Here is a 21,642-nt window from a genome sequence, read left to right as displayed (position 1 = left end):
ATGGCCTACAATGACAGTGAACTTGGAGCAGCATTCAGGTTCGGTGAAATACTGAATGTGATCTCCCAGATCGGATGGATCGACTACATCATCTGGTACATCGTTATCGGCCTCATCGCAGCTGTTATTGCATTCATTGCGGGTCTCCTGAATTCAATACCCATCATCGGTACCCTAATAGCACTGCTCATAATATACCCATACATCCAGCTCTTCTTTAACAGGGCCCTTGCACTCAGGTACGCCTACGAATAGATTAACCCTTTTTTACTTTTTCCTGTTTCAGCTAAACATTTATAAGGGAATACCTCCTATCTATAAAAGTTAATAACTTCTTCTAAAACAGCATAATTTAAAAAAGTTTATAATATAACTTCCATAGGTATACATTGTTTAGTGGTGATTCCAATGGATGATGATCTAGTCAAAATCGATGATATTGACAAAAAAATAATAGACCTCCTAAATGAGGACGGACGCATGTCCTACAGGAACATCTCAAGGATACTTGATGTCTCGGTGGGTACTGTGCACAACCGTGTTGAGAAGCTGGTCAAGAAGGGCGTTATAAAGAAATTCGTGCCAGTGATAGACCACTCCAAACTTGGATACAAACTCACAGCCATAATAGGTGTGAAGGTGAAAGGTGGAGTTCTGAGGAACTGGGAGACACGGACAGCCTACCACAAAAACGTACTTGCAGTCTACGACGTCACAGGAGAATTCGACGCCATACTCATAGGGAAATTCAAGGATACCGGGGAACTGGATAGCTTCATCAAGGGTCTGCTGAGTGAGGGTGACGTTCAGAGAACCTACACCCAGACAGTCCTCAACATAGTGAAGGAGGACATGACCTCCACCAAGATGATAAGCGATTAATTATTTATTCCCCTGCACCAAAAATTCAACCATGGCCATTATATACTCCAGCACCTATGACCTCCACAACAATGAGGGCCATGTTGAGAACAAAGGGAGGACAGGTGCAATCATTGACGCCCTGGAGTCCTCGGGGCTCCAGCTGAAGTTCATGGAGCCAAGGATGTCAGGTATCCATGATATCCTAATGGTCCACAGCAGCGTCCATGTGGAGTACCTAGAGGTGTTCTCAGGGAGGGGCGGTGGATGGCTGGACTACGACACCTACATGACACCTGAGAGCTTCAGTGTGGCGAGGCTCGCCGCAGGTGGCGCCATGGTCGCGGCTGAGGAGGCGCTGAAGGGTGGATGGGGATACTCCGTTGCAAGGCCCCCAGGTCACCATGCCACCTATGACAGGTCCATGGGTTTCTGCATATTCAACAACATCGCCATAGCCATTGAGCACAGCCGCAGGAACCTCGGGATTTCAAGGGCGGCTGTAATTGACTTTGACGTTCACCACGGGAACGGAACATCAAGCATATTCTACACCGACCCGGAAGTCATGTATGTCTCGGTTCACCAGGACCCCAAGACACTCTTTCCAGGGACAGGCTTCATTGGGGAGATAGGAGAGAGTGATGGTGAGGGCTTCAACCTCAACATCCCCATGCCCAGGGGTTCAGGAAACAGCGACTATATCTGGATACTCTCAGAGGTGCTCCCCCAGGTACTCAGTGAATTCAGGGCAGATATGTTATTCGTATCTGCAGGATTCGATGCCCACAGGCTGGATCCGCTGGCAGATATAATGGTAGATGAGGAGTTCTTCTCATGGATGGGATGGTTCATCCATGAAACAGGGCTGCCCTGCACAGCCGTACTTGAAGGGGGCTATGACCTCCAGGCCCTTGGAAACTCAAATGTCTCATTCATTGAGGGCCTTGAGGGTTCCAGTGTTAAGGTGGGATATGAGAGGTCACCTGCGGTGGCTGAAATCTTCAACGAGATTAGCGATGTGTTTTCACCATTCTTCAATTTCTGAGAGGGTCAGAAGATGGAAAAAATCAGATTTGAACAGGCAGAGGAGCTTATAAGAAAATCATGCACGAATATCAGGAGGGAATCCAGGTTCAGGGACCCCCATGACGGTGTCATAGACACCAGAAAATTTCAGGAGGCCCTGATGGAACTCATTGAAGCCGAGGACCATATATATGCCAGCCTTCCATCCCATGAGCTCACCGGGGAAGATGCATACGATTTCTGCAGGAGGCTCATGGCCGCCAGGGAGGCCATTGACGGCATGCTTGCAGATTTCGGTGTCATTGAACGTGAAGACCCATCTGAAAGGATAAAGGAAGCTTCGAAGGGTAAACTGATACTTGTGAATAATTCCTCAGTTAAAAAGCTCCTTGTTAAGGCCGGCGTTGAGCCGGCGAATATCCTGGTTGCAGGTGTACCCCTCTCAGTGGATGATATGAAGAAGATAAACCCCAGGATCCCTGATGCTGCCCTTAAGGGTATAGAGAAGAAGATAGAGCATCTTAAGAATGACATTGAAAGGAAGCTTGAAGACCTTGGGGAAATCCTCGTTATAGGGGAGCCCGATAAAAGCACAGGCCTCCTTGCATCAAGGGCTGAAGAACTGTATGGTGCCGGTGTGAGACTGGATGAGAATATCAGGGACCTCACCCCTGAGGAGATACTGAAACTCCTCTCATAGATTGATTATTGCCTGAGGTATCTTTTGATGGTAGAATGATGCCTTCAGTCACAGCATGACCCAAGGTTCCGGTACATCCTCCATTATTGCACCATTTCAGAAAAGAATGGACTGCAATTCCATCAAAGAAACCAATCCCCACCTACACTTGACTCCAGTGTAATATTATGTTTCATAGGACTCATAATCACCGGACAAGTATATAAGCAAAGTTTTCATACTATACTTAAAACCTAGGTAACCATTACTTATGGGGTGTAAAATTTGGGTTTAGTTTGTTTTCCAGATACACAGGACAAGATTCCTAGCATCCCCGTTCACCTTACAAGGGTGGGTGTTACAGGTGTTAAGAAGCTTCTGAAGATAGAAAGGGATGGTAGAAGACCCATAATACTTCTTCCAACATTCGATGCATTTGTGGACCTCCCGAGCAGGCAGAGGGGGATCCACATGTCAAGGAACCCCGAGGCCATAAGTGACGTCCTCGAGGAGGTTGTTGAAAACAGTGCCCTTGAACTGGAATCCCTCTGCGCAGAGATAGTCAATGAACTCCTCAAAAAGCATAAATACGCCCGCAGAGCCGAGGTGAGCATGAAGAGCGACTTCATGTTCATGAAGAAATCCCCTGTCACCGCTAAGAAGAGCCAGGAGATGACAAAGATCATGGCAGACGCCATCGGGTACCGGGACGATGACGGTATAGTGATACGCAAGATGATAGGGGCAGAGGTGGTGGGGATGACCGTGTGCCCCTGTGCACAGGAATCGGTTAAGGAAACATCCCGTCAGAATCTCCTGGAATTCCTTGACCCTGAAACAGTTGAAAGGGTTCTTGACTGTGTATCCTTCGCCTCCCACAACCAGAGGGGGCGCGGCATGATAATGATAGAGGTCCCTGAGGACCAGACGATAAGGGCCGAGAACCTCATAAACATCATAGAGAGCTCCATGAGTTCACCTGTCTATGAACTCCTCAAGAGGCCCGATGAAAATGCCGTTGTTGTGAGTGCCCATGAGAACCCCATGTTCGTTGAGGACTGCGTCCGTAACATGGTGCACAGGATAGTCAGCGAGTACCCCCACCTCCCCGACGACACAATAGTCACCGTAAGGCAGATAAACGAGGAGAGCATACACAGACACAACGCCTTCGCTGAGAAGGTTGCGACAATGGGGGAACTTAGATACGAGATAGAGGAACTTAACGGATCAGAGGAGTGATAACCTTGATGAAACTGCACAGGATAGCCGGGGAGATCATGGGTTACTTTGAAGCTTTTGAGGGCTCAAGACCAGCCCTCGACTCAAAGGAGATACTAATAGTTAGGGGAATGTCAAGAAAGAGGATGAACATTGAGGACATGGGCAGGGAACTTGAGGGCCTTATAGAAAAACTGGGTGCAGAGGAACTGGAGCTCATATCCGAGGAGGGCACGGCCCTCATTGGTGTGATGGATGAGCAGATAAGGTCGTGTGTTGAGGTAGGGACAGAAACCGATATCAGAGGCATACACAGACTCAAGGAGGCCCTTGAGGATATGAACTTCAGCGTTGACTACAGGCTCTGCATGACAGAGGATACCGGGCTCTTTGTTGTTCTCTACAGGGACCGGAGTGGTGTGGGACCCTGCTTTGTTGAGGTTGTTGTCTCTGATATTTCAGATTAAACTTATTTTAGCGGTGCTCCCATGGTTCTTGGAAAGGAAGAAATCCTGGAACTTCTCCTTGCTGATGGCCCTGAACTACTGGACCTCATGAAGCGTGTCTGCGAGCCAGGCGAGGTGACCTACTCAAGGAATGTCTTCATACCCCTCACAAGGGCCTGCCGCAACCGCTGCGGCTACTGCACCTTCAGGTCAGATTCCCCCGACCCCCCCATCATTCCCCCAGGGGACGTCCTCAGGGATGTGAGGAAAGCCAGGGATATGGGGTGCACAGAGGCCCTCTTCACCTTCGGTGAGAATGCACATGAGGTCCCTGAGGTGATGGAGAAACTCGAAGAGCTCGGATTCAGTGATATGGTTGACTATGCCCATCACCTCTGCAGCGCCACACTGGACCTCGGTCTCCTGCCACACACAAATATGGGTGTGCTTGGCTACAGGGACCTCAGGAGGCTCAGGGAGGTGAACGCGTCCATGGGGCTCATGCTTGAGTCTGCAAGTCCCCGCCTGATGGAAAAAGAGGCGCACCGTGAAAGCCCGGGTAAGGACCCTGCCTTAAGAATAAAGATGATAGAAGACGCTGGGCGTCTTAAAATACCGTTCACCACAGGGATACTCGTGGGTATAGGTGAGACAGTGGAGGAGCGGGCCGAATCACTCCTTGAACTCAGGCGTATACAGGACAGGTACGGTCACCTGCAGGAGATAATAATCCAGAACTTCCGGGCGAAGCCAGGGATACCCATGGAGAACCACCCAGAGCCCTCACTCCTTGAAATGGTGAGGATGGTTGCGGTGGCAAAGCTCCTCTTTCCCGATGTGAGCATACAGGTGCCCCCAAACCTCAACAGGGAAACAGGTGAGGTCTTCCTGCTTGCAGGTGCAGATGACTGGGGTGGTGTTTCACCGCTGAGCAGGGACTATGTGAACCCGGAGGCCCCCTGGCCAGAGATAGATGAACTTCGAAGGCTCACAGAGTCTGCGGGCTTCACGTTAAAGGAGAGGTTACCGGTTTACAGGAAGTTCATCAACCGTGATTTTTTAAGTCCAAAGGTCATGGAGACAATAGAAAGGCTTTACCCTGAATTCCTTGTATGATGCCTATCTCTGAGAATTTATGGATCACTAAGGGGCTGGTTTATCCAACTGTTTTTAGATTATGGTTCTTCAACCACCGGGGCCTTTCATGCTTAATCTCAAGGTCTGATTTCTTCAAATGTTAGATTGTGTTTCTTCAACATCAGGGAGTATTATGGTTCCCTCAGAGGGATCCCCCAATTCAATGAAATTTCCCTCTGAATAGAGGAGGGCGACCAGTGCAGCCGTGAGGGCGTCCCTCTGGTGTATGCTCATGGTGGAGGTATCACAGAGTTCCATCTGTAGCCCTGCATTTTTCATCATCCCCTCTGCTGTCCTGGGGTGTGTCTCAATAACCTCCACCCCATGGGACTCAAGTGCCTCCCTTATCCTGATACCCCTCATGGTGAGCTCCCTCATCCCCCTCCAGGTCAACGGTAGAACACTGCCATACCTTCTGATCTCAAGGTCAGCCCTTCTGAAGTGGCCATGCCTGCTGCAGCTGCAGTCACTCCTGAGGCAGCAGCGCCCTCTGGGAAGTGAGAGTGGCGCGTCAACCGCCACTGTATCTGCGGATTTCACTGAATGGATTATCTCATCAAATGAGAAGACACTGAACACCTTCACTCTCCTACCATCTATTATGGCAACACCAGTCTCATTTCCATCAGATGCAGCCAGATCAACGCCTGCAACAGACACCGCTACCCCTCAGTGGACCCTTACATCCAGGACAACATGCCAGACACCCGGCGAGTACTTCTTTATAACATGTCTGTCAAGAACAGACACCCTCCGGGGGTGTGCTGCCCTTTCAATCCTCTTAATGGGTCTTGAGAACATTATATTCTCGGGAACAGTTTCATGGTAGTGTAAAACGCCCCCCTCATTGACGCATTCCATTGCAGCTTCAAGGAAGTGATGGGTGGTTCCAACATAACCCATTATAACCCGGTCAGCGTCCAGTTCAGGAGCGATGGAACGGCAGTCACCCAGGTGTGGTTTCACGACCCCCTCAACCCTGTTGAGTTCTATATTGGATTTAAGGAATTCAAATGAGTCAGGGTTTATCTCTATGGAGTGGACCCTCCCGGGGTTTGAGTGAACCGCCACCGGTATCGAAAAGTATCCTATACCTGCAAACATGTCAACAACGGTTTCGCCGTCCTCCACAACTCCAGGTATTCTGGCCCTCTCATTTATGTTACCCCTTGACCACATTACCCTGGAAAGGTCTATCCTGAAAAGGCAGCCGTTTTCCCTGTGTATGGTCTCGGTGCATTCACCTGCAAGGACCCTGACCCTGGGCTTCCTCAGAGGTCCACTTATCTCCTCAACAAGGAGAACACCCCTCACCCCCGGCATTTCAAGGAATCTTTCAGGGTCCTCAACATCCCTGTTTAGAACTATAATGTCCCCTATCCTCACCCATTTCATGTTTTCACTGCTATGGAGGGCTTTCTGAAAAATAAATCCATAAATGTTCTTCTTCATCAAAGTATTTAATGGCTTCTGTTGAAGGCAAAAAAGATAACTAGCATGAAATCCAATCCTTTATATATAAATTTGAGGGGTTTTTTTATGAGTAAGGTAAACCGTGATGAGATACTCAGCATCCTTGATGGATACAGCAGGGAAGACCTAACAGTTGCAACCCTTGGCAGCCACACATCACTTCACATACTCAACGGTGCAAAACAGGAGGGCTTCAGAACCGCTGTGGTATGTGAAAAGGGCCGGGAGGTACCATACCAGCGGTTCAGGGTTGCAGATGAATTCATAATTGTTGATAAGTTCAGTGACATTGTGAATGATGATGTTCAGGACAGATTAAGGTCCATGAACAGTATAATAGTCCCCCATGGATCATTTGTGGCCTACGCAGGCCTTGACCATATCGAAAACGACTTCTATGTCCCCATGTTCGGTAACAGAGACATACTGAGATGGGAATCCGAACGCGACCTTGAGAGGAAACTCATGAAGGAGGCGGGTATAAGGATACCCCTCAAGTACACTGACCCCGAAGAGATAGACAGACCGGTGATGGTCAAGTTCCCGGGGGCCAGGGGTGGCCGTGGATACTTTGTGGCGTCCAGTACAGAGGAATTCAACGATAAAATCGATTCAATGATTGAGAGGGGCTGGATAACCGAGGACGATGTTGATGATGCCCACATTGAAGAGTATGTATCAGGTACGAACTTCTGTATCCACTACTTCTACTCAATCATGAACGATGAAGTGGAGCTAATGGGTATGGACAGCCGCTTCGAGTCAAACATCGACGGCCTTGTGAGGATCCCTGCAAGGGACCAGCTCGAGATAAACCTGGACCCATCATATGTTATAACAGGTAACCACCCTGTTGCAATGAGGGAATCACTGCTTCCCCAGGCATTTGACATGGGCGACCGTATGGTTGAGGCAGCCAGTAAAATCGTGCCCCCCGGTATGAACGGCCCATTCTGCCTTCAGACCATGTGCACAGATAACCTGGAAATCGTTACATTCGAGATGAGTGCCCGTACAGATGGGGGAACAAATACCTTCATGCATGGATCCACCTACAGTTACCTCCTCCATGGGGAGGGGATGAGCATGGGGCGGCGTGTTGCAAGGGAGATAAAGGTGGCCTCAGAGACAGACCGCCTGCCTGAAATCATAACATAGCACCCCCACTTTCATTCTGGATCCATAAAATCCTGAAATGATAACCCCCTTAACCTTATTTTATTATAAAAAAATCGCAAAGTTTAATAAGGACCTCCAATTTATATAAGGTACAGAACTTTTATGTCCTCATGGACAGCCACTTATATCATAAAACACAATTAAGAACTGGAGCTGGTTTTTTATTATTTTTACTGAGGTGTATTTATGAAAGATGAAAAAACGCTGAAAGGCACCACAACTGTTGGCATAACATGCAAAGATGGAGTTGTTTTTGCCACAGAGAGAAGGGCCAGCATGGGCAACCTCATAGCCCACAAGGCCACAGACAAGATCTTTAAAATAGATGAACACATAGCAGCCACAATAGCGGGTTCAGTTGCAGATGCCCAGAGCCTCATGAAATACCTCAAGGCAGAGGCTGCCCTTTACCGCATGAGAAACTCAGAAAGGATAAGCATAGAAGCTGCAGCTGCACTTGCAGCCAACATACTTCACTCATCACGTTTCTACCCATTCATTGTCCAGACACTCCTCGGTGGTGTTGATGAAACAGGTGCAAAGATATACTCCCTTGACCCATCAGGGGGTATGATACCTGACAGGTTTGTATCCACAGGTTCAGGTTCACCTGTTGCCTATGGTGTGCTTGAGGACAGGTACACCGATGAACTCTATGTTGATGATGCGATTGACATCGCCATAAGGGCCATAAAGTCAGCCATGGAGAGGGACACCTATTCAGGCAACGGCATCCTTGTGGCGACTGTCACAGAGGAGGAAGGCTTCAGGATGCTCAGCCCAGAGGAAATCCAGAAAAGGCTTGAAGACCTCAACTGATTTTTTCCTGTTTTTAATCTGCAGTAAACGTCCCGTTTACTGTTGATCCCCTGTTTTTTAGAAGTGATCTTATGGTTTCAGAGATGCTTGAAGAAATCAAAAGGACAATAATGCAGAGACTTCCTGAGAGGGTCCAGGTTGCAAAGGTGGAATTTGAGGGACCCGAGGTCGTCATTTACACCAAGAACCCTGAGATAATAACCGAGAACGGTAACCTCATAAGGGACATTGCAAAGGACATACGTAAGAGGATAATAATAAGGTCCGACCGTTCGGTCCTCATGGACCCTGAGGAGACCATAAGGAGGATCCATGAGATAGTACCTGAGGAGGCGAAGATAACCAACATATCCTTTGACGATGTCACCTGCGAGGTCATCATCGAGGCAAGAAAACCCGGGCTCGTCATAGGTAAATACGGCTCAACATCCAGGGAGATAGTCAAGAACACTGGATGGGCCCCCAAGATACTGAGAACACCGCCAATATCCTCTGAAATAATAGAGAGGATACGCAGAACCCTCAGGAAGAACAGTAAGGAAAGGAAGAAGATTCTGCAGCAGCTTGGAAATAGAATACACCAGAAACCAAAATATGAGAATGACTGGGCACGGCTTACAGCCATGGGTGGCTTCAGGGAAGTGGGGAGATCCTGCCTCTACCTCCAGACCCCCAACAGCAGGGTCCTCCTTGACTGTGGTGTGAACGTTGCCGGTGGGGATGACAGAAACTCCTACCCCTACCTCAATGTCCCTGAATTCACACTGGACAGCCTGGACGCGGTAATAATAACCCACGCCCACCTTGACCATTCAGGGTTCCTGCCCTACCTCTACCACTACGGATACGATGGGCCCGTGTACTGCACAGCCCCAACCAGGGACCTCATGACGCTCCTGCAGCTTGACCACATAGACATAGCCCACAGGGAGGACGAACCACTTCCATTCAACGTTAAACACGTGAAGAAGAGCGTTAAACATACCATAACCCTGGATTACGGTGAGGTGACCGACATAGCACCGGATATACGGCTGACACTCCACAATGCAGGCCACATCCTGGGATCGGCAATGGCCCACCTCCACATAGGCGACGGCCAGCACAACATGGTCTACACAGGGGACTTCAAGTATGAGCAGAGCCGGCTCCTTGAACCAGCAGCCAGCAGGTTCCCGCGAATTGAAACCCTGGTGATGGAGAGCACCTACGGTGGACACGAGGACGTGCAGCCACCAAGGACACGGGCAGAGAAGGAACTTGTGAAAACAATCTACTCCACCCTTAAAAGGGGCGGTAAGATACTCATACCGGTATTCGCGGTTGGAAGGGCCCAGGAACTCATGATAGTCCTTGAGGAGTACATAAGGACAGGTATAATCGATGAGGTCCCGGTATACATAGACGGTATGATCTGGGAGGCCAACGCAATCCACACGGCAAGACCCGAGTACCTCAGCAAGGACCTCAGGGACCAGATATTCCACATGGGCCACAACCCCTTCATCTCAGAGATCTTCCATAAGGTCAATGGTATGGATGAGCGCAGGGAGATCGTTGAGGGAGAACCCTCAATAATCCTGTCAACATCAGGTATGCTGACAGGCGGGAACTCCCTGGAGTACTTCAAGTGGCTCTGCGAGGACCCCAAGAATTCACTGGTATTTGTGGGCTACCAGGCCGAGGGCTCCCTTGGTAGGAGGATCCAGAAGGGGTGGAAGGAGATCCCCCTAAAGGATGAGGAGGACAAGATGCGGGTCTACAATGTGAAGATGAACATAAAGACCATTGAGGGTTTCAGCGGTCACTCAGACAGAAGACAGCTCATGGAATACGTGAAGAGAATCTCACCCAAACCTGAGAAGATACTGCTCTGTCACGGTGATAACTACAAGACCCTTGACCTTGCATCCAGCATCTACAGGACGTACCGCATCGAAACAAAAACACCGCTGAACCTTGAAACGGTGCGTATACAGTGAGGCTAACTATTTAGATGACCTTAAACTATTCTTTAGTGGTGATTGAATGGTAACCTATTCAGAATCCGGCGTGGATATAGACCTGGAGGAGCTGACCGTATCACGCTTAACCTCCCGGCTTAAGGACACACTCAGATACTGTGATGTTATAAGCGGGGCCGGCCACTTCGCGGCCCTGGTCAGGATGGGTGATGTGGCCATAGCCATGAGCACCGACGGTGTCGGTAGCAAGATACTGGTCGCTGAGATTATGAACCGGTACGACACCGTGGGGATTGACTGCATCGCAATGGTGGTAAACGATATACTCTGTGTGGGCGCAAGGCCGGCGGCACTCGTTGACTACCTCGCCGTTGAAGAACCAGACCCTGATGTTGCTGATGAGATAGGTAAGGGCCTTGCAAGGGGTGCTGAAATCGCAGAGGTGGCCATAATAGGTGGTGAGACAGCCTCACTACCCGGTATAATCAGAAACCTTGACCTTGCAGCCACCGGGATCGGTTTTGTGGATGTGGACCGCATAATAACCGGTGAGAATGTGGGGGAGGGTGACGCTGTTATAGGCCTTGAAAGCAGCGGCATACACAGTAACGGCCTGAGCCTTGCCCGTAAGGTGTTCTTTGATGAGCTGAAACTCTCAGTGGACGATGAAATGCCAGGCTCCACTAAAACAGTGGGCGAGGAACTCCTTGAACCCACAAAGATTTACGTGGATCCAGTAATGAGGCTCCTTGATTCAGGGGTGAGTGTCCATGGCCTTGCCCACATAACAGGAGGGGGCTTCGGAAACCTCAAGAGACTCAACAGGGACGCCGGATACCATCTTGATTCCCTGCCAGAACCACAGGAGATATTCAGGACCATCCACAAAGCAGGGGTTGATATAACAGAGATGTACAGGGTTTTCAATATGGGTGTTGGCTTCTGTGCTGTTGTCAGCCATGATGACCTGGACGACGCCCTTGACGTCCTTGGTGACGGCGCCCACCATATCGGTAACGTAACACCCAGGAAAGCGGAGGTTGCCCTTAAAACTTACACCGGTGAATCAATAAAACTTTAGGAGGACTCTTATGAGGATAAGTGCTGAAGAGGAAGTTAGAATCATAAAGGAAATACTCACCGCCATGGAGGTTCCAGAGGAGGTTTCAGAGATAGTGGCTGATGTTACCCTGGACGCTGACCTGAAGGGTTTCAGTTCACATGGAATCGGTCGTTTCCCCCAGTACGTTGAGGGGCTGCGATGTGGGACAATAAAGCCCCACGGTGATATAACCATTGAAAGGGAAACCCCCTCAACGGCCCTCATAAACGGTAACCACATGTTCGGACACTTTGTTGCCTGCAGGGCAATGGAACTTGCAATTGAAAAGGCCAGGGATACCGGCGTCGGGCTTGTTGGTGTCCATGACTCAAACCACTTTGGTGTTGCCGGATACTACTCGGACATGGCGGTCATGAACGACATGATAGGGGTTGTGATAGCAAATACAGAGCCTGCCGTGGCACCCATAGGTGGCAAAACACCCATCCTGGGAACAAACCCCGTGGCCATAGGGATCCCATCAAACAGGCACTATGTCTCGGTTGACATGGCAACCTCAGCATCCGCCAGGGGCAAACTCCTGGAGGCCGCCAGGAAGGGTGAGAGTATACCCGAAAACATAGCAATGGACGCCGATGGAAACCCCACAACCGACCCCGAACTTGCCCTTAAGGGATCCATACTCCCCTTCGGTGGCCATAAGGGTTATGCGCTTTCATTCATGATAGAGATCCTGGCAGGTCCCCTTGTGGGGGCTGCCTTTGGAGCTGCGGTGAAGGGAACAGCGAACCCCCGGGAGATGTGCACCAAGGGTGACCTCATGATGGCCATAGACCCCTCAAAGATGGTCGACCTCCAGGAATTCAAATCCAGCGTGGATGAATTCATCGAGGAGGTTAAATCATCCGGGGACGTCCTCATACCCGGTGACATTGAGGCCATGAACATAAAGAGGGGGCGTGAAGAGGGAATAGAGGTGGATGAAAAGCTCCTTCAAAGGCTGAATGAAATATCAGAGGAACTCGGCCTGGACCTCAAAATTAAGGGGTTATGAAGTTGGATAGCAGCAGGGCTGTTTACGAGGGTATGAAGGAGGCGGGGATAGACTTCGCGGTCAGCGTCCCCTGTGTGAACCTCAGGTTCGTCCTTGAAATGGTGGACACTGATCCGGAAATCAGACACGTGCCTGTTACACGTGAGGAGGAGGGCTTCGGTGTTGCAGCCGGCGCCTACATGGCCGGCAAGACCACAGCCATGCTGATGCAGAACTCAGGTCTCGGTAACTCCGTGAATGTCCTCGCATCACTCTACAGCCTCTACCATATCCCCATAACAATGATTGTAAGCCACAGGGGGACAAGGGGTGAGTTCATGGAGGCCCAGGTCCCCATGGGAAGGGCCACGACCGATATACTGGATGTCCTCAAAATACCCTACAGTACCCCTGAAACACCCCCAGAGGCAAGGGAATCCATAGTGGAACTCACAGAACTTTCACTCAAAAAGAGGCACCCTGTGGCTGTGCTCCTTGAGGTTGCCTACTGGTGATAACATGCTCACAAGAATTGAAGCCATAGAAAGGATCGTGGAGGTCCTTGATGATGAAATCGTGGTATGCAACCTGGGTTTCCCATCAAGGGAGCTCTACAGTATCAAGGATTCGTCAAGACATTTCTACATGCTTGGATCCATGGGTATGGCATCCTCCATTGGACTTGGCCTTGCCCTCTCACAGGATAGGAGGGTTGTGGTACTTGATGGTGATGGATCCATCCTCATGAACCTGGGGGGACTGGTAACAGCCGCTGTCCAGGCACCCAAAAACCTCGTCATAGTCCTCCTGGACAACAGGTGCTACGGGAGCACAGGTTCCCAGTGCACCTACTCCGATCTCATAGACCTGGGGGATGTTGCCGGGTCAATGGGATTCAATGTTATCAGATTCCACGAGGAACCTGACTTTAAAAGGGTCCTTGAGGAGGACGGGCCAGTTTTTGCCCATGCGCCTGTAAAACCTGGTAACGCGGATGTCCCTGTCATAGATTTAAGCCCTGAGGAGATAATTGAGAGGTTCATGGATGAGGTGAGATCCTAGGACCTCCTCCCTGTGTATGTGGCGTAGAAACCATCTGTATCTGCATAAACCGTGTGGAACCCGAATTCCTCGGCTATTTTTATTGTCCTCTTTATGTAATCCCTTCCCCATGCAGTTATGGCCTCTGCACACTCCATTGAATACCACCTGAACCTTGAGTAACCGTAGACCCCGTACATGGTGTTTGCAAGCCTCTTGAGGGCCTCCTGCTGTACATTGAGTATCTTTCGCTCCATGGGGTCATCTGAGCGCTTCATCTCCCCCTTGATTCTGACCCTCTCAGAGAGTATCTCGCCTATAACCGACGGTACAAAACCTGCTGGCTCCTTACGGAACCTGTAACCGTATTCTGGTGCAACGTGGCAGTCACAATCTTTCTCATCGGTGAGTGTGTCCGGGGATATGTTCTTTGAGATTATTATGCTGGGGTATAGGCTGCGGAAGTCGAACTGGACTATGTTCTCATGGAGGCCCCTCTCAGGTTCCTTAACATACCCTCCAACGGCCCTGCGACCCCTTCTCTTTGAGAACTCTGAGTGTGATGGTTTGTTTGGTACGAGTTCGCCGTACTGGTATGCCTTCCTTACAAGGAACCATTCGGCCTGCTGTCCTGTTGCCATGCGGGATATGTCAAAGAGGGGCTGGCCAACTATACGGGTGAGCTCCATGTTGAGGGGGAGGATCTTCTCTGCGATCCGGTAGGTTGCAACGACGTCATCAAGGGAGTACCTGAAGAGTTCATCCCTCAGCTCCTCCCGGTCCCAGTACTCCCAGAGCTTATCGCCGGGAAGGTCCAGCTTCTCCTCCCCGAAGAGTTCCTGGTAGACCCTCTCAAGTGTGTAGCGGTCAAGGTTCATGTACCTCCTCATCACAGGGTAGAGGTCCACGTGCACCGTTCCCTTTATGGCTGTTGCGTTTGCAAATCCCCTCCTCATGGTCTTTATCCTTGAGCCATCCCATCCAAGGTCAAGTTCCACCCCAAGGATCTCGGCCCTCCTTGATAGGTAGGGGAAGTCGAAGTTGTCGGAGTTGTAGCCCACAAGGATGTCGGGTTTTTTCTCCCTGACGATTTCAGCGAACCTCTCAAGGATTGCCGCCTCATCATCAACCATTTCAACGAAGTCCAGGTGTTCGCCCCTAGTTGATATCACCGATTCAACACCCATGTTACCGGCAATTCCAACCATCACTATCTCATCATTTTCAGGGTCAGGCATCCCATGGGGGTTTCTCACCTCAATGTCGAAGCTGAGGATGTCCAGCTGGGGGAAGCCAGAATCGGATGTTTCTATCCCATCGGTTATCTCAATTATCCTCACATCATCTGATGTGACGGAGGGTGCCGAATCCACCTCCACGCCATTGAATTCTATCCCTGACATTGGAACGATTGACCTGTCAATGAGGTACCTCCGGTAGAAGGGGATGTCATGTTCCCTTATATCCGCAACGGATTCAAGGTTCCTTATCCTATCCCTTAACTTCGGAACCTCCTGGGGGTGCCTGAATTCTATCCTTATAACCTCCACCGGTTTTCCAAGGTCCCCTCGCTCTGTGACCTCAAGTTTTTCCAGTCCCAGTTCAGCGAGGTCATCCAGGCACCTCTCTGTATCGGTGGGGATTGCATAGATGTATGGCCTGAATGAACTGTCATATGCGATGATTGGCTCATTTCCTGACTTGTCCTTACCAAAGAGCCTGATGACGGGCATCTCATCGACCGTTAGGTAGTCGATGTCAAGGAGCACCATGCTGTATCTTTCCATGGAGTTTACTCTGTTGTGTGGGACTAATAAAATGTTCTAGGAATGAAGGGGTTATCCGTTTTAACTGGCTTGCCAGACCAGTATGCCATAGTATCAAAAGATATTAAAAAATGTGAACACAGAGCAGTTGACTTGTAAAAACACCTGCAAAATCTCGACTTGAACAACTTCTAAAACAAAACGGAACAAGAAAAAAATCAGATAAAAACTATAGATCCCTTTCATGTCAAAATGAATAAGACACCATTGAGTTAGAGTTTCTGTGAACAGACAATACATCCCATTACAAATCGATAAAGATGTTAAGCCCTTGCTGAAGAATTACAGTAAAGAACGTGAAAAATTACGTGATGTAAGCATTATCGCTTCCTCCTTTGGCAATAAACCATACGCTCCTCCTGGTGGAGTGTAAGTACCGCAGATACAGACTCAAACAAAGACGTTATGTGATGAAATGCCAATTTATCACTGGGAAAATCATTCCAATGCCAATTTAAAGAAACACTCAATGCAATCTCATTTGCATTACAAAGAAAGAGATATTAACACTTCATGCATGCTTTGCATGGATTTTTTGTAAGTTTTTAATGAAAATCATGAACATGGGATGTTAGAGATCTAAGAGAAAATGTAAGTGACGAAGATCTTATCTAATAAATTTTAATATTAAATTTGTGTTATATAATGGGATTTATGTTTTTCGGTCCTCAATTGGATAATAATATTTTTATATGATTTTATAATCAACTTTATTTTGCTGGAGGTGTTTTTTATGAGAAAGTTTCTGTTCTTTATGATGGCTGTCTTGTGTTTCTATCTTATAGGTAATTCTTTCGCTCTAAGTTTATCATATGATGAGGTTTGTGACGCCTCTAAGATGATAGGAAACTATACAGCATCACAGAACCGTATACCATCAATGGTTGTGGTTAATGGGAAGAATATAACATCAGACAATTATTTGTATGCGGCGTCCTCCACTGTCCTGAACCTTAATCAGGGCAAAAGGACCGGTATATCATTACCTGATTATAATCCTCCTACTAATCCGAGTGGGGCGGCAACAGGAACACTCTACAAAAGCGGATATTTGCAGGCGGCCCAGAACATCAAAAACTTCATGGAATCCAATGGCAGGTCGCCGAATTATGCCAACACAGCCATTGGGCAAGTGCGCTACGAAAGCCTGATCTACGCCTATGCAAGGATAATAAACTTCTACAACAGCACAGGCAAACTACCAGACCACATTACAATACAACAAATAACAAAAAAAGAAGGAACCATCACAAGGCCACGGGCCGACTACACCTACAAAATCGAAGGTTACACCACCTATTTCATGGATAAGAGCACAGGTTCCATCCAGTCATGGCAATGGGACCTTGGAGACAACACAACAAGCACTGAAAGGAACCCAACACACACCTACAAAGCAGGAACATACACCGTAACCTTAACCGTCCGGGGTTATGGTGTCACATCCACTAGGACGATGATGTTGGAGGTTATGCTTGCGACAATTCATGTTAATTCAACAGCAGTAACGTTTTTGGGACAAACTTTAAACTTAACCTTTAAAATGCCTCTTAACAATACAGCCAAATGGATTAGTATAGGGGCTATGGCTACAGGCCCATTCAATGAGACAGTATTCCTTGTGGAGGATGGTGTAGCATATAAACTGGCAGAGCTAACCAACCCATTCTATCAGGTGAACAGGCAAAGTCAAAGGGAAATTGTCTGGACCGCCACCGCAGGACTGAACAGACTCATAGAAATCTGCACAAAACTCGGACTCGACGAACTCGAAACAATAAATGAATACCTCAACAACTTCAACCTAACAGAACAAGAAAAGAACTTCATCCTAACAAACCATGGAAGATGCATAGACATCCTCCAAGTCAGCATAGAATATCCTGGCGAAGAAAGTGTCACAATAGCCAACATAACATTCCCAGGGAACCGATCAACAAGGACGCTCCTACTACTCTACACAAACGGCTACTACATACACCCGCCAGGAGAAACCGGGCCCAACATAATAATAAATGACACCCTAACCTGGGAAGCCAGCAACTATGACGCCATTATAACCTACACCATAGCCACCAAAAAAATAACAAACCAGACACTACAATACTGGCTAAACAAAGAATACCCTCCAGGACCATTAAAAGCAGCCTACGGACTATTCCTCGCAGGCCTCGAAACAATATACCTCCACGACACAATCGCAGACCAAGCAGCCGCAAAATACAACACAACATGGACAAGAACCAGGCCAGCGATGGTCTCAGCAGGAGACCACAGCCCAGCGACATGGATAAGCTTGGAATGCAACCACAACATGGGAGTGAAAGCCAACGGAACAACACAAAACCTGAAAGCATTCAACTACGCAAGGACATCCACAATAAACCCAATAGAATACTATGTTATGGAAGCCTTATTCCCAGGATCAGACCCCACAACCGCCCCAATAACAGGAATAGGCCAGAAACTACTCAATGGAGAGCCACTAGACATCCTCGAAACCGAAAATTATACGCTAATCACTGACAACCAAGGAAGATACATCATAATAGACCATAAAACAGGAATGGTCAGAGACATAATCTACAATCTTATGGGAGCATACTGCTACTACCACCAACAAACAGAATGGGCCCAAGAACTTGGCCGAACCATAATGTCCTCTGAAAGGTTAAAGTCACTCTTGGATGGTAATGGCACAGTAAATCTTGAAGGTTTAAGGGATAGTGTGGGAAAAGCCTTCATGGGTCTTATAGTTTCAATGCGACTCGCCCTACATAACCCCATGACCTTTGTTGAAATCATCAGTTATGGCCTGGTGGGTCAGGGCCTCATAGGAGTTAACATAGCAGCATACGCAACAACAATAGCCTACATAAACTCCAAACTCAACAACATTACAGGCAGCATCAAAGAATTTATCGTGGAACATCAAACATACATTTCAAATGATTTTGTTGAATATATGCTTCCAGCAGTAATATATGTATTATCGAAATCTGGTGGTGGGGTAATACTTCAGCCAGTTGGTTTGTGTATGGCTATAGGCAATGGGATACTCGATTTTAGGGATCATTATCTCCCAGAGGAATATTGGAAATATATTGCATATCATCGTACATGGGCTCATGGTTATGAGCTTAGGGCTTATGTTGGTGAGGATCATTGTATACACTATATTGAAATACCGAAGGACCCTGATGGTACTCTACGGTGGGATGAAACAGTATATATTTAAGGTGGTGGTTTGTTTGGATTGATAAGCTTTATGTGCTGATTATCTAGGTGTTGGTTTCAGTGGCAGATCTACTAAGTTGTGTTTGGTTTTGGCTTTAAGGTGATTTGTGGTGGGGTGATTGGAGAAAAAGGATGGGTGGTTCTATGTTAGGTTTAAGAATAATCATAGGCTGTATACTTTTTATGTTAGTATTTGTAGGTTGTATATTACTGATATTAGGAGGTTTAGGAGAACGGGAAAAGAGGTTGGATTTTCTCTTATATGGGGTTATAGGTGGTGTGTTGCTTGCCATTGGATCTTTTTTCCTTGGGGGGGATGTGGGGGCTTTCACATTCCTCATAATCTCTTTCATCTTCTTAAATAAGATAGGGAAACTTAAGATGGAATGGTTAGCCAAATCCTCCATAATACTAGCATACATCTTTGCTTTAACAATGATAATCTTAGACAGAATATTAATAGGTATTTTTGCTCTGATAGTCGCAACCCTTTTAATCAAAGAATCCAAGACTTCAGTATGAAGGATCCCATTGCATACAACATGGAATGCCGAAGAACCCTGATGGTACTCTACGGTGGGATGAAGCAGTATATTGTTAGTGAGGAGGGTCTTTTTTGGATTATGAATCTTTGTTTGGGAAGGTTTATTTTCTTATTTGTGTTGATATTATTTTATATTTTGTTGGGATTAGGCATTTTAATGGTTTGGTTCCAATAGCGGCCCTTTTAGCCGTGTTTATTTATTTCCTTTTATTCTGGTTGCACTTCTTCGTGGATGAGTTGAAGGGAAAAAAAGAAGAAATAAGATGGATGATGGCCATAATCCTTGCATTAATTATATTCGGAACATAAAGAGGAGTTATCATGTTGCCAAGATGAAGGGGGATGTTAAGGTTTTTTCATTTAATAGACCATAAAACAGGAATATTATGGGAGCATACTACCACCAACAAACAGAACTAGCCAAAAAACTTGGGAATGAAATTTTGAATGGGAGTGGTTGGTGGAAATTTATTGGTGTTGCTGGTGTTTCAACAGCCGAGGCTGCTGTGCTTGAACTGGGTGTGCTTTCAGCCCCAGAAACCCTTGGTTTGAGTTTGGCTGTTACCCTGGCCGCATATATTATCATGGAGCATCCTGAATGGCTACCATACATCAAAGACGCCACAATAATGACACTACTACTAACACCAGGTGGCATACCTCTTGCTATGGCGTATGCATGGTTGAGTAAGGATGCTACATACTTTGAATTACTTTTAAAGAAGATAACGGATCCTAATGAAGTCTTGGATAATGTGATAAAAGAGCTTCAGAATAGTTTAGATCCAAATAGTTTAATAGGACCCGATGGGAAAAGAGGAGATATTCTCGGGTTTTTCCGTGATAGATATGTGAGGTTCTATAACTCTCTTAAGAGGGGAGATATTGTGGGTGTTGTGAAATATGGTATTGAGCTTATTGCTGGAGGAATAACGGTTGGTTCGTGGGCGGTGAGTGGCTTTAAGGAATTTGTGAAGGCTGTTCTTGAAAAAGAAACTGGGGGAGATTAAATTGGATTTAAATGCAGTCATATTATTTATATTTCTATTAAGTGTAGTCTTCATTTTCATAGAATATTCTCTAGGAAAAATCGCGTTGGGATTAATTGAAAAAGAAGAGTATGAAAAAGCCATAAATGTCTATAGGCTCCTCATATCAAAAACTGAGAAAGATTTATTCAACATAGGATTCTGTTTCACCCAAAACAAAGAATACCAAAAAGCTTTAAAATATTATGACAAGGCATTAAAAATAAATCCGGAATATGCAGAAGCATGGAACAACAAAGGAATAATACTAAAAGAACTTAAAAAATACAAAAAGGCGCTAAAATGCTACAACAAAGCCCTAGAAATAAACCCTGAACTTATAGAAGCATGGAACAACAAAGGAACAACCCTCCAGGAGCTGGGCAAATATGAAGAAGCACTAGAATGCTACAACAAAGCCCTAGAAATAAACCAAAAAAGCATTGAAACATTAACTTACAAGGGAATAACATTATCCAAAATCGGCAAATACAAAAAAGCCCTAAAATGCTTCGACAAAGCACTCAAAATAGACCCAAAAAACAAACTATTACACAAAACCAAAGCAGCACTTCACAAAAAACTTAAAAACCAAGAAAAAGCCTGATGTTACAACCTCGAAAATGTCGCAATGATGACCATACTACTAACACCAGGTGGTCTGCCAACATTCATCACCTACACATTACTAACAGGAGACACAGAACCAATACAAAACTATCTTGAAATACTATCAAGACAGTCAGACGGATGGACCCGTAGAATGGTAAATGAGTATAGAGAAGCCGTAGATACTCTAAGGGCGGTTAGCAGTGGTAGTGTTGGTGGCGATCCCGACGATATAGAAAGGGCTATAAATAATTTAGGTAAATTCATGAGGGATGAATGGGAGCTGTTCAAGGAGGCTTTAAAGGATGGATGTTGTGGGCGCCATAAAACATGGAGGCACTATAATAGGCACCGGGATGGGCGTTGCGGCCCTCTTAGCATATGAGAATCGCGAGATGATAGAAGCATGCATACTAGGATTCAAAAACTACCTGGAAAAGAAGTTGAGAGAGG

Annotated in this window: 23 protein-coding genes; 20 read left to right on the top strand and 3 right to left on the bottom strand. The window is 47.1% G+C overall.

All coding sequences use genetic code 11. From position 1 onward, the window contains the following. The 7 genes from FVF72_RS09525 (at position 1) to cofG (ending at position 5,352) form a co-directional block, all read left to right on the top strand. A complete protein-coding gene (locus tag FVF72_RS09525) occupies positions 1-255 on the top strand; it encodes a DUF4013 domain-containing protein (protein ID WP_370511820.1) in 255 nt (84 codons plus the stop codon). Positions 256-408: 153 nt separating this feature from the next. Further along, on the top strand, positions 409-882 hold the full coding sequence (locus tag FVF72_RS05655; protein WP_370511819.1) for an Lrp/AsnC family transcriptional regulator: 474 nt from the start codon (positions 409-411) through the stop codon (positions 880-882). 31 nt (positions 883-913) lie between these two features. After that, on the top strand, positions 914-1,909 hold the full coding sequence (locus FVF72_RS05650) for a histone deacetylase family protein (RefSeq protein ID WP_147671429.1): 996 nt from the start codon (positions 914-916) through the stop codon (positions 1,907-1,909). 12 nt (positions 1,910-1,921) lie between these two features. Then, positions 1,922-2,590 (top strand): DUF2100 domain-containing protein, encoded by a 669-nt coding sequence (locus FVF72_RS05645; RefSeq protein ID WP_147671428.1) that lies wholly within the window; start codon positions 1,922-1,924, stop codon positions 2,588-2,590. 264 nt (positions 2,591-2,854) lie between these two features. After that, a complete protein-coding gene (gene mptA / locus FVF72_RS05640) occupies positions 2,855-3,811 on the top strand; it encodes a GTP cyclohydrolase MptA (RefSeq protein WP_147671427.1) in 957 nt (318 codons plus the stop codon). Between the two features lie 8 nt (positions 3,812-3,819). Then, positions 3,820-4,257 carry a DUF2120 domain-containing protein gene (locus tag FVF72_RS05635; RefSeq protein WP_147672002.1) on the top strand — a complete coding sequence of 146 codons (438 nt, stop codon included), beginning with the start codon at positions 3,820-3,822 and terminating at the stop codon, positions 4,255-4,257. A gap of 21 nt (positions 4,258-4,278) precedes the next feature. Beyond that, positions 4,279-5,352, top strand: coding sequence for a 7,8-didemethyl-8-hydroxy-5-deazariboflavin synthase subunit CofG (gene cofG, locus FVF72_RS05630; RefSeq protein WP_147671426.1), 1,074 nt, complete (start codon positions 4,279-4,281; stop codon positions 5,350-5,352). Positions 5,353-5,466: 114 nt separating this feature from the next. On the opposite strand, the gene FVF72_RS05625 is transcribed toward cofG, so the two are convergent. Both FVF72_RS05625 and FVF72_RS05620 read right to left on the bottom strand, forming a co-directional pair. Continuing rightward, positions 5,467-6,033, bottom strand: a complete 567-nt coding sequence (locus FVF72_RS05625) for a DUF429 domain-containing protein (protein WP_147671425.1) — start codon at positions 6,031-6,033, stop codon at positions 5,467-5,469. A 9-nt stretch (positions 6,034-6,042) separates the two neighbouring features. After that, positions 6,043-6,768 carry a class I SAM-dependent methyltransferase family protein gene (locus tag FVF72_RS05620; RefSeq protein WP_147671424.1) on the bottom strand — a complete coding sequence of 242 codons (726 nt, stop codon included), beginning with the start codon at positions 6,766-6,768 and terminating at the stop codon, positions 6,043-6,045. A gap of 144 nt (positions 6,769-6,912) precedes the next feature. Between FVF72_RS05620 and FVF72_RS05615 the strand changes: the two genes are divergently transcribed. The 7 genes from FVF72_RS05615 to comE all read left to right on the top strand — a co-directional run bounded on the left by FVF72_RS05615 (position 6,913) and on the right by comE (position 13,966). Beyond that, positions 6,913-8,004 carry a formate--phosphoribosylaminoimidazolecarboxamide ligase gene (locus FVF72_RS05615; RefSeq protein ID WP_147671423.1) on the top strand — a complete coding sequence of 364 codons (1,092 nt, stop codon included), beginning with the start codon at positions 6,913-6,915 and terminating at the stop codon, positions 8,002-8,004. Positions 8,005-8,211: 207 nt separating this feature from the next. Continuing rightward, entirely contained in the window at positions 8,212-8,844 is a 633-nt protein-coding gene (gene psmB, locus FVF72_RS05610; RefSeq protein ID WP_147671422.1) for an archaeal proteasome endopeptidase complex subunit beta, read from the top strand. 71 nt (positions 8,845-8,915) lie between these two features. Continuing rightward, positions 8,916-10,826 (top strand): beta-CASP ribonuclease aCPSF1, encoded by a 1,911-nt coding sequence (locus FVF72_RS05605; RefSeq protein WP_013296370.1) that lies wholly within the window; start codon positions 8,916-8,918, stop codon positions 10,824-10,826. 46 nt (positions 10,827-10,872) lie between these two features. After that, entirely contained in the window at positions 10,873-11,889 is a 1,017-nt protein-coding gene (gene purM / locus FVF72_RS05600) for a phosphoribosylformylglycinamidine cyclo-ligase (protein ID WP_147671421.1), read from the top strand. 10 nt (positions 11,890-11,899) lie between these two features. Continuing rightward, complete coding sequence (gene comC, locus FVF72_RS05595; protein ID WP_147671420.1) at positions 11,900-12,925, top strand: L-sulfolactate dehydrogenase; 1,026 nt, start codon at positions 11,900-11,902, stop codon at positions 12,923-12,925. Then, on the top strand, positions 12,922-13,419 hold the full coding sequence (gene comD / locus FVF72_RS05590) for a sulfopyruvate decarboxylase subunit alpha (protein ID WP_147671419.1): 498 nt from the start codon (positions 12,922-12,924) through the stop codon (positions 13,417-13,419). The genes comC and comD overlap by 4 nt, the downstream gene beginning before the upstream one ends. A gap of 4 nt (positions 13,420-13,423) precedes the next feature. Next, entirely contained in the window at positions 13,424-13,966 is a 543-nt protein-coding gene (comE, locus tag FVF72_RS05585) for a sulfopyruvate decarboxylase subunit beta (RefSeq protein ID WP_147671418.1), read from the top strand. Here comE and polB1 read toward each other — a convergent pair. Beyond that, positions 13,963-15,732, bottom strand: a complete 1,770-nt coding sequence (polB1, locus tag FVF72_RS05580) for a DNA polymerase PolB subunit 1 (protein ID WP_147671417.1) — start codon at positions 15,730-15,732, stop codon at positions 13,963-13,965. The genes comE and polB1 overlap by 4 nt on opposite strands. Positions 15,733-16,504: 772 nt before the next feature. On the opposite strand from polB1, the gene FVF72_RS05575 reads away from it, so the two are divergent. The 6 genes from FVF72_RS05575 (at position 16,505) to FVF72_RS05550 (ending at position 21,574) form a co-directional block, all read left to right on the top strand. Then, positions 16,505-19,009 (top strand): pseudomurein-binding repeat-containing protein, encoded by a 2,505-nt coding sequence (locus tag FVF72_RS05575; protein ID WP_147671416.1) that lies wholly within the window; start codon positions 16,505-16,507, stop codon positions 19,007-19,009. Positions 19,010-19,140: 131 nt separating this feature from the next. Continuing rightward, positions 19,141-19,530, top strand: a complete 390-nt coding sequence (locus FVF72_RS05570) for a hypothetical protein (RefSeq protein WP_255503654.1) — start codon at positions 19,141-19,143, stop codon at positions 19,528-19,530. A 94-nt stretch (positions 19,531-19,624) separates the two neighbouring features. Beyond that, the gene (locus FVF72_RS05565) at positions 19,625-19,861 is read left to right on the top strand and encodes a hypothetical protein (RefSeq protein WP_013296378.1); all 237 of its coding nucleotides are present in this window, start codon (positions 19,625-19,627) and stop codon (positions 19,859-19,861) included. A gap of 77 nt (positions 19,862-19,938) precedes the next feature. After that, complete coding sequence (locus FVF72_RS05560; protein WP_147671414.1) at positions 19,939-20,562, top strand: hypothetical protein; 624 nt, start codon at positions 19,939-19,941, stop codon at positions 20,560-20,562. Beyond that, on the top strand, positions 20,537-21,187 hold the full coding sequence (locus tag FVF72_RS05555) for a tetratricopeptide repeat protein (protein ID WP_222705856.1): 651 nt from the start codon (positions 20,537-20,539) through the stop codon (positions 21,185-21,187). The genes FVF72_RS05560 and FVF72_RS05555 overlap by 26 nt, the downstream gene beginning before the upstream one ends. 27 nt (positions 21,188-21,214) lie before the next feature. Then, complete coding sequence (locus FVF72_RS05550; protein ID WP_255503652.1) at positions 21,215-21,574, top strand: hypothetical protein; 360 nt, start codon at positions 21,215-21,217, stop codon at positions 21,572-21,574. Positions 21,575-21,642 lie beyond the last annotated feature (68 nt).

Source organism: Methanothermobacter sp. KEPCO-1 (assembly GCF_008033705.1).
In the GTDB taxonomy this organism is placed as follows: Archaea; Methanobacteriota; Methanobacteria; order Methanobacteriales; family Methanothermobacteraceae; genus Methanothermobacter; species Methanothermobacter marburgensis.
The sequence above is the reverse complement of the archived record's forward strand: the minus strand, read 5'-3'. Positions and strand labels throughout refer to the sequence as shown.

Coding starts and splice junctions, on each gene's coding strand:
- FVF72_RS09525 (WP_370511820.1), top strand. CDS start 1: ATGGCCTACAATGACAGTGAACTTGGAGCAGCATTCAGGTTCGGTGAA.
- FVF72_RS05655 (WP_370511819.1), top strand. CDS start 409: ATGGATGATGATCTAGTCAAAATCGATGATATTGACAAAAAAATAATA.
- FVF72_RS05650 (WP_147671429.1), top strand. CDS start 914: ATGGCCATTATATACTCCAGCACCTATGACCTCCACAACAATGAGGGC.
- FVF72_RS05645 (WP_147671428.1), top strand. CDS start 1,922: ATGGAAAAAATCAGATTTGAACAGGCAGAGGAGCTTATAAGAAAATCA.
- FVF72_RS05635 (WP_147672002.1), top strand. CDS start 3,820: ATGAAACTGCACAGGATAGCCGGGGAGATCATGGGTTACTTTGAAGCT.
- cofG (WP_147671426.1), top strand. CDS start 4,279: ATGGTTCTTGGAAAGGAAGAAATCCTGGAACTTCTCCTTGCTGATGGC.
- FVF72_RS05620 (WP_147671424.1), bottom strand. CDS start 6,768: ATGAAATGGGTGAGGATAGGGGACATTATAGTTCTAAACAGGGATGTT.
- FVF72_RS05615 (WP_147671423.1), top strand. CDS start 6,913: ATGAGTAAGGTAAACCGTGATGAGATACTCAGCATCCTTGATGGATAC.
- psmB (WP_147671422.1), top strand. CDS start 8,212: ATGAAAGATGAAAAAACGCTGAAAGGCACCACAACTGTTGGCATAACA.
- FVF72_RS05605 (WP_013296370.1), top strand. CDS start 8,916: ATGGTTTCAGAGATGCTTGAAGAAATCAAAAGGACAATAATGCAGAGA.
- purM (WP_147671421.1), top strand. CDS start 10,873: ATGGTAACCTATTCAGAATCCGGCGTGGATATAGACCTGGAGGAGCTG.
- comC (WP_147671420.1), top strand. CDS start 11,900: ATGAGGATAAGTGCTGAAGAGGAAGTTAGAATCATAAAGGAAATACTC.
- comD (WP_147671419.1), top strand. CDS start 12,922: ATGAAGTTGGATAGCAGCAGGGCTGTTTACGAGGGTATGAAGGAGGCG.
- comE (WP_147671418.1), top strand. CDS start 13,424: ATGCTCACAAGAATTGAAGCCATAGAAAGGATCGTGGAGGTCCTTGAT.
- polB1 (WP_147671417.1), bottom strand. CDS start 15,732: ATGGAAAGATACAGCATGGTGCTCCTTGACATCGACTACCTAACGGTC.
- FVF72_RS05575 (WP_147671416.1), top strand. CDS start 16,505: ATGAGAAAGTTTCTGTTCTTTATGATGGCTGTCTTGTGTTTCTATCTT.
- FVF72_RS05570 (WP_255503654.1), top strand. CDS start 19,141: ATGGGTGGTTCTATGTTAGGTTTAAGAATAATCATAGGCTGTATACTT.
- FVF72_RS05560 (WP_147671414.1), top strand. CDS start 19,939: ATGGGAGCATACTACCACCAACAAACAGAACTAGCCAAAAAACTTGGG.
- FVF72_RS05550 (WP_255503652.1), top strand. CDS start 21,215: ATGACCATACTACTAACACCAGGTGGTCTGCCAACATTCATCACCTAC.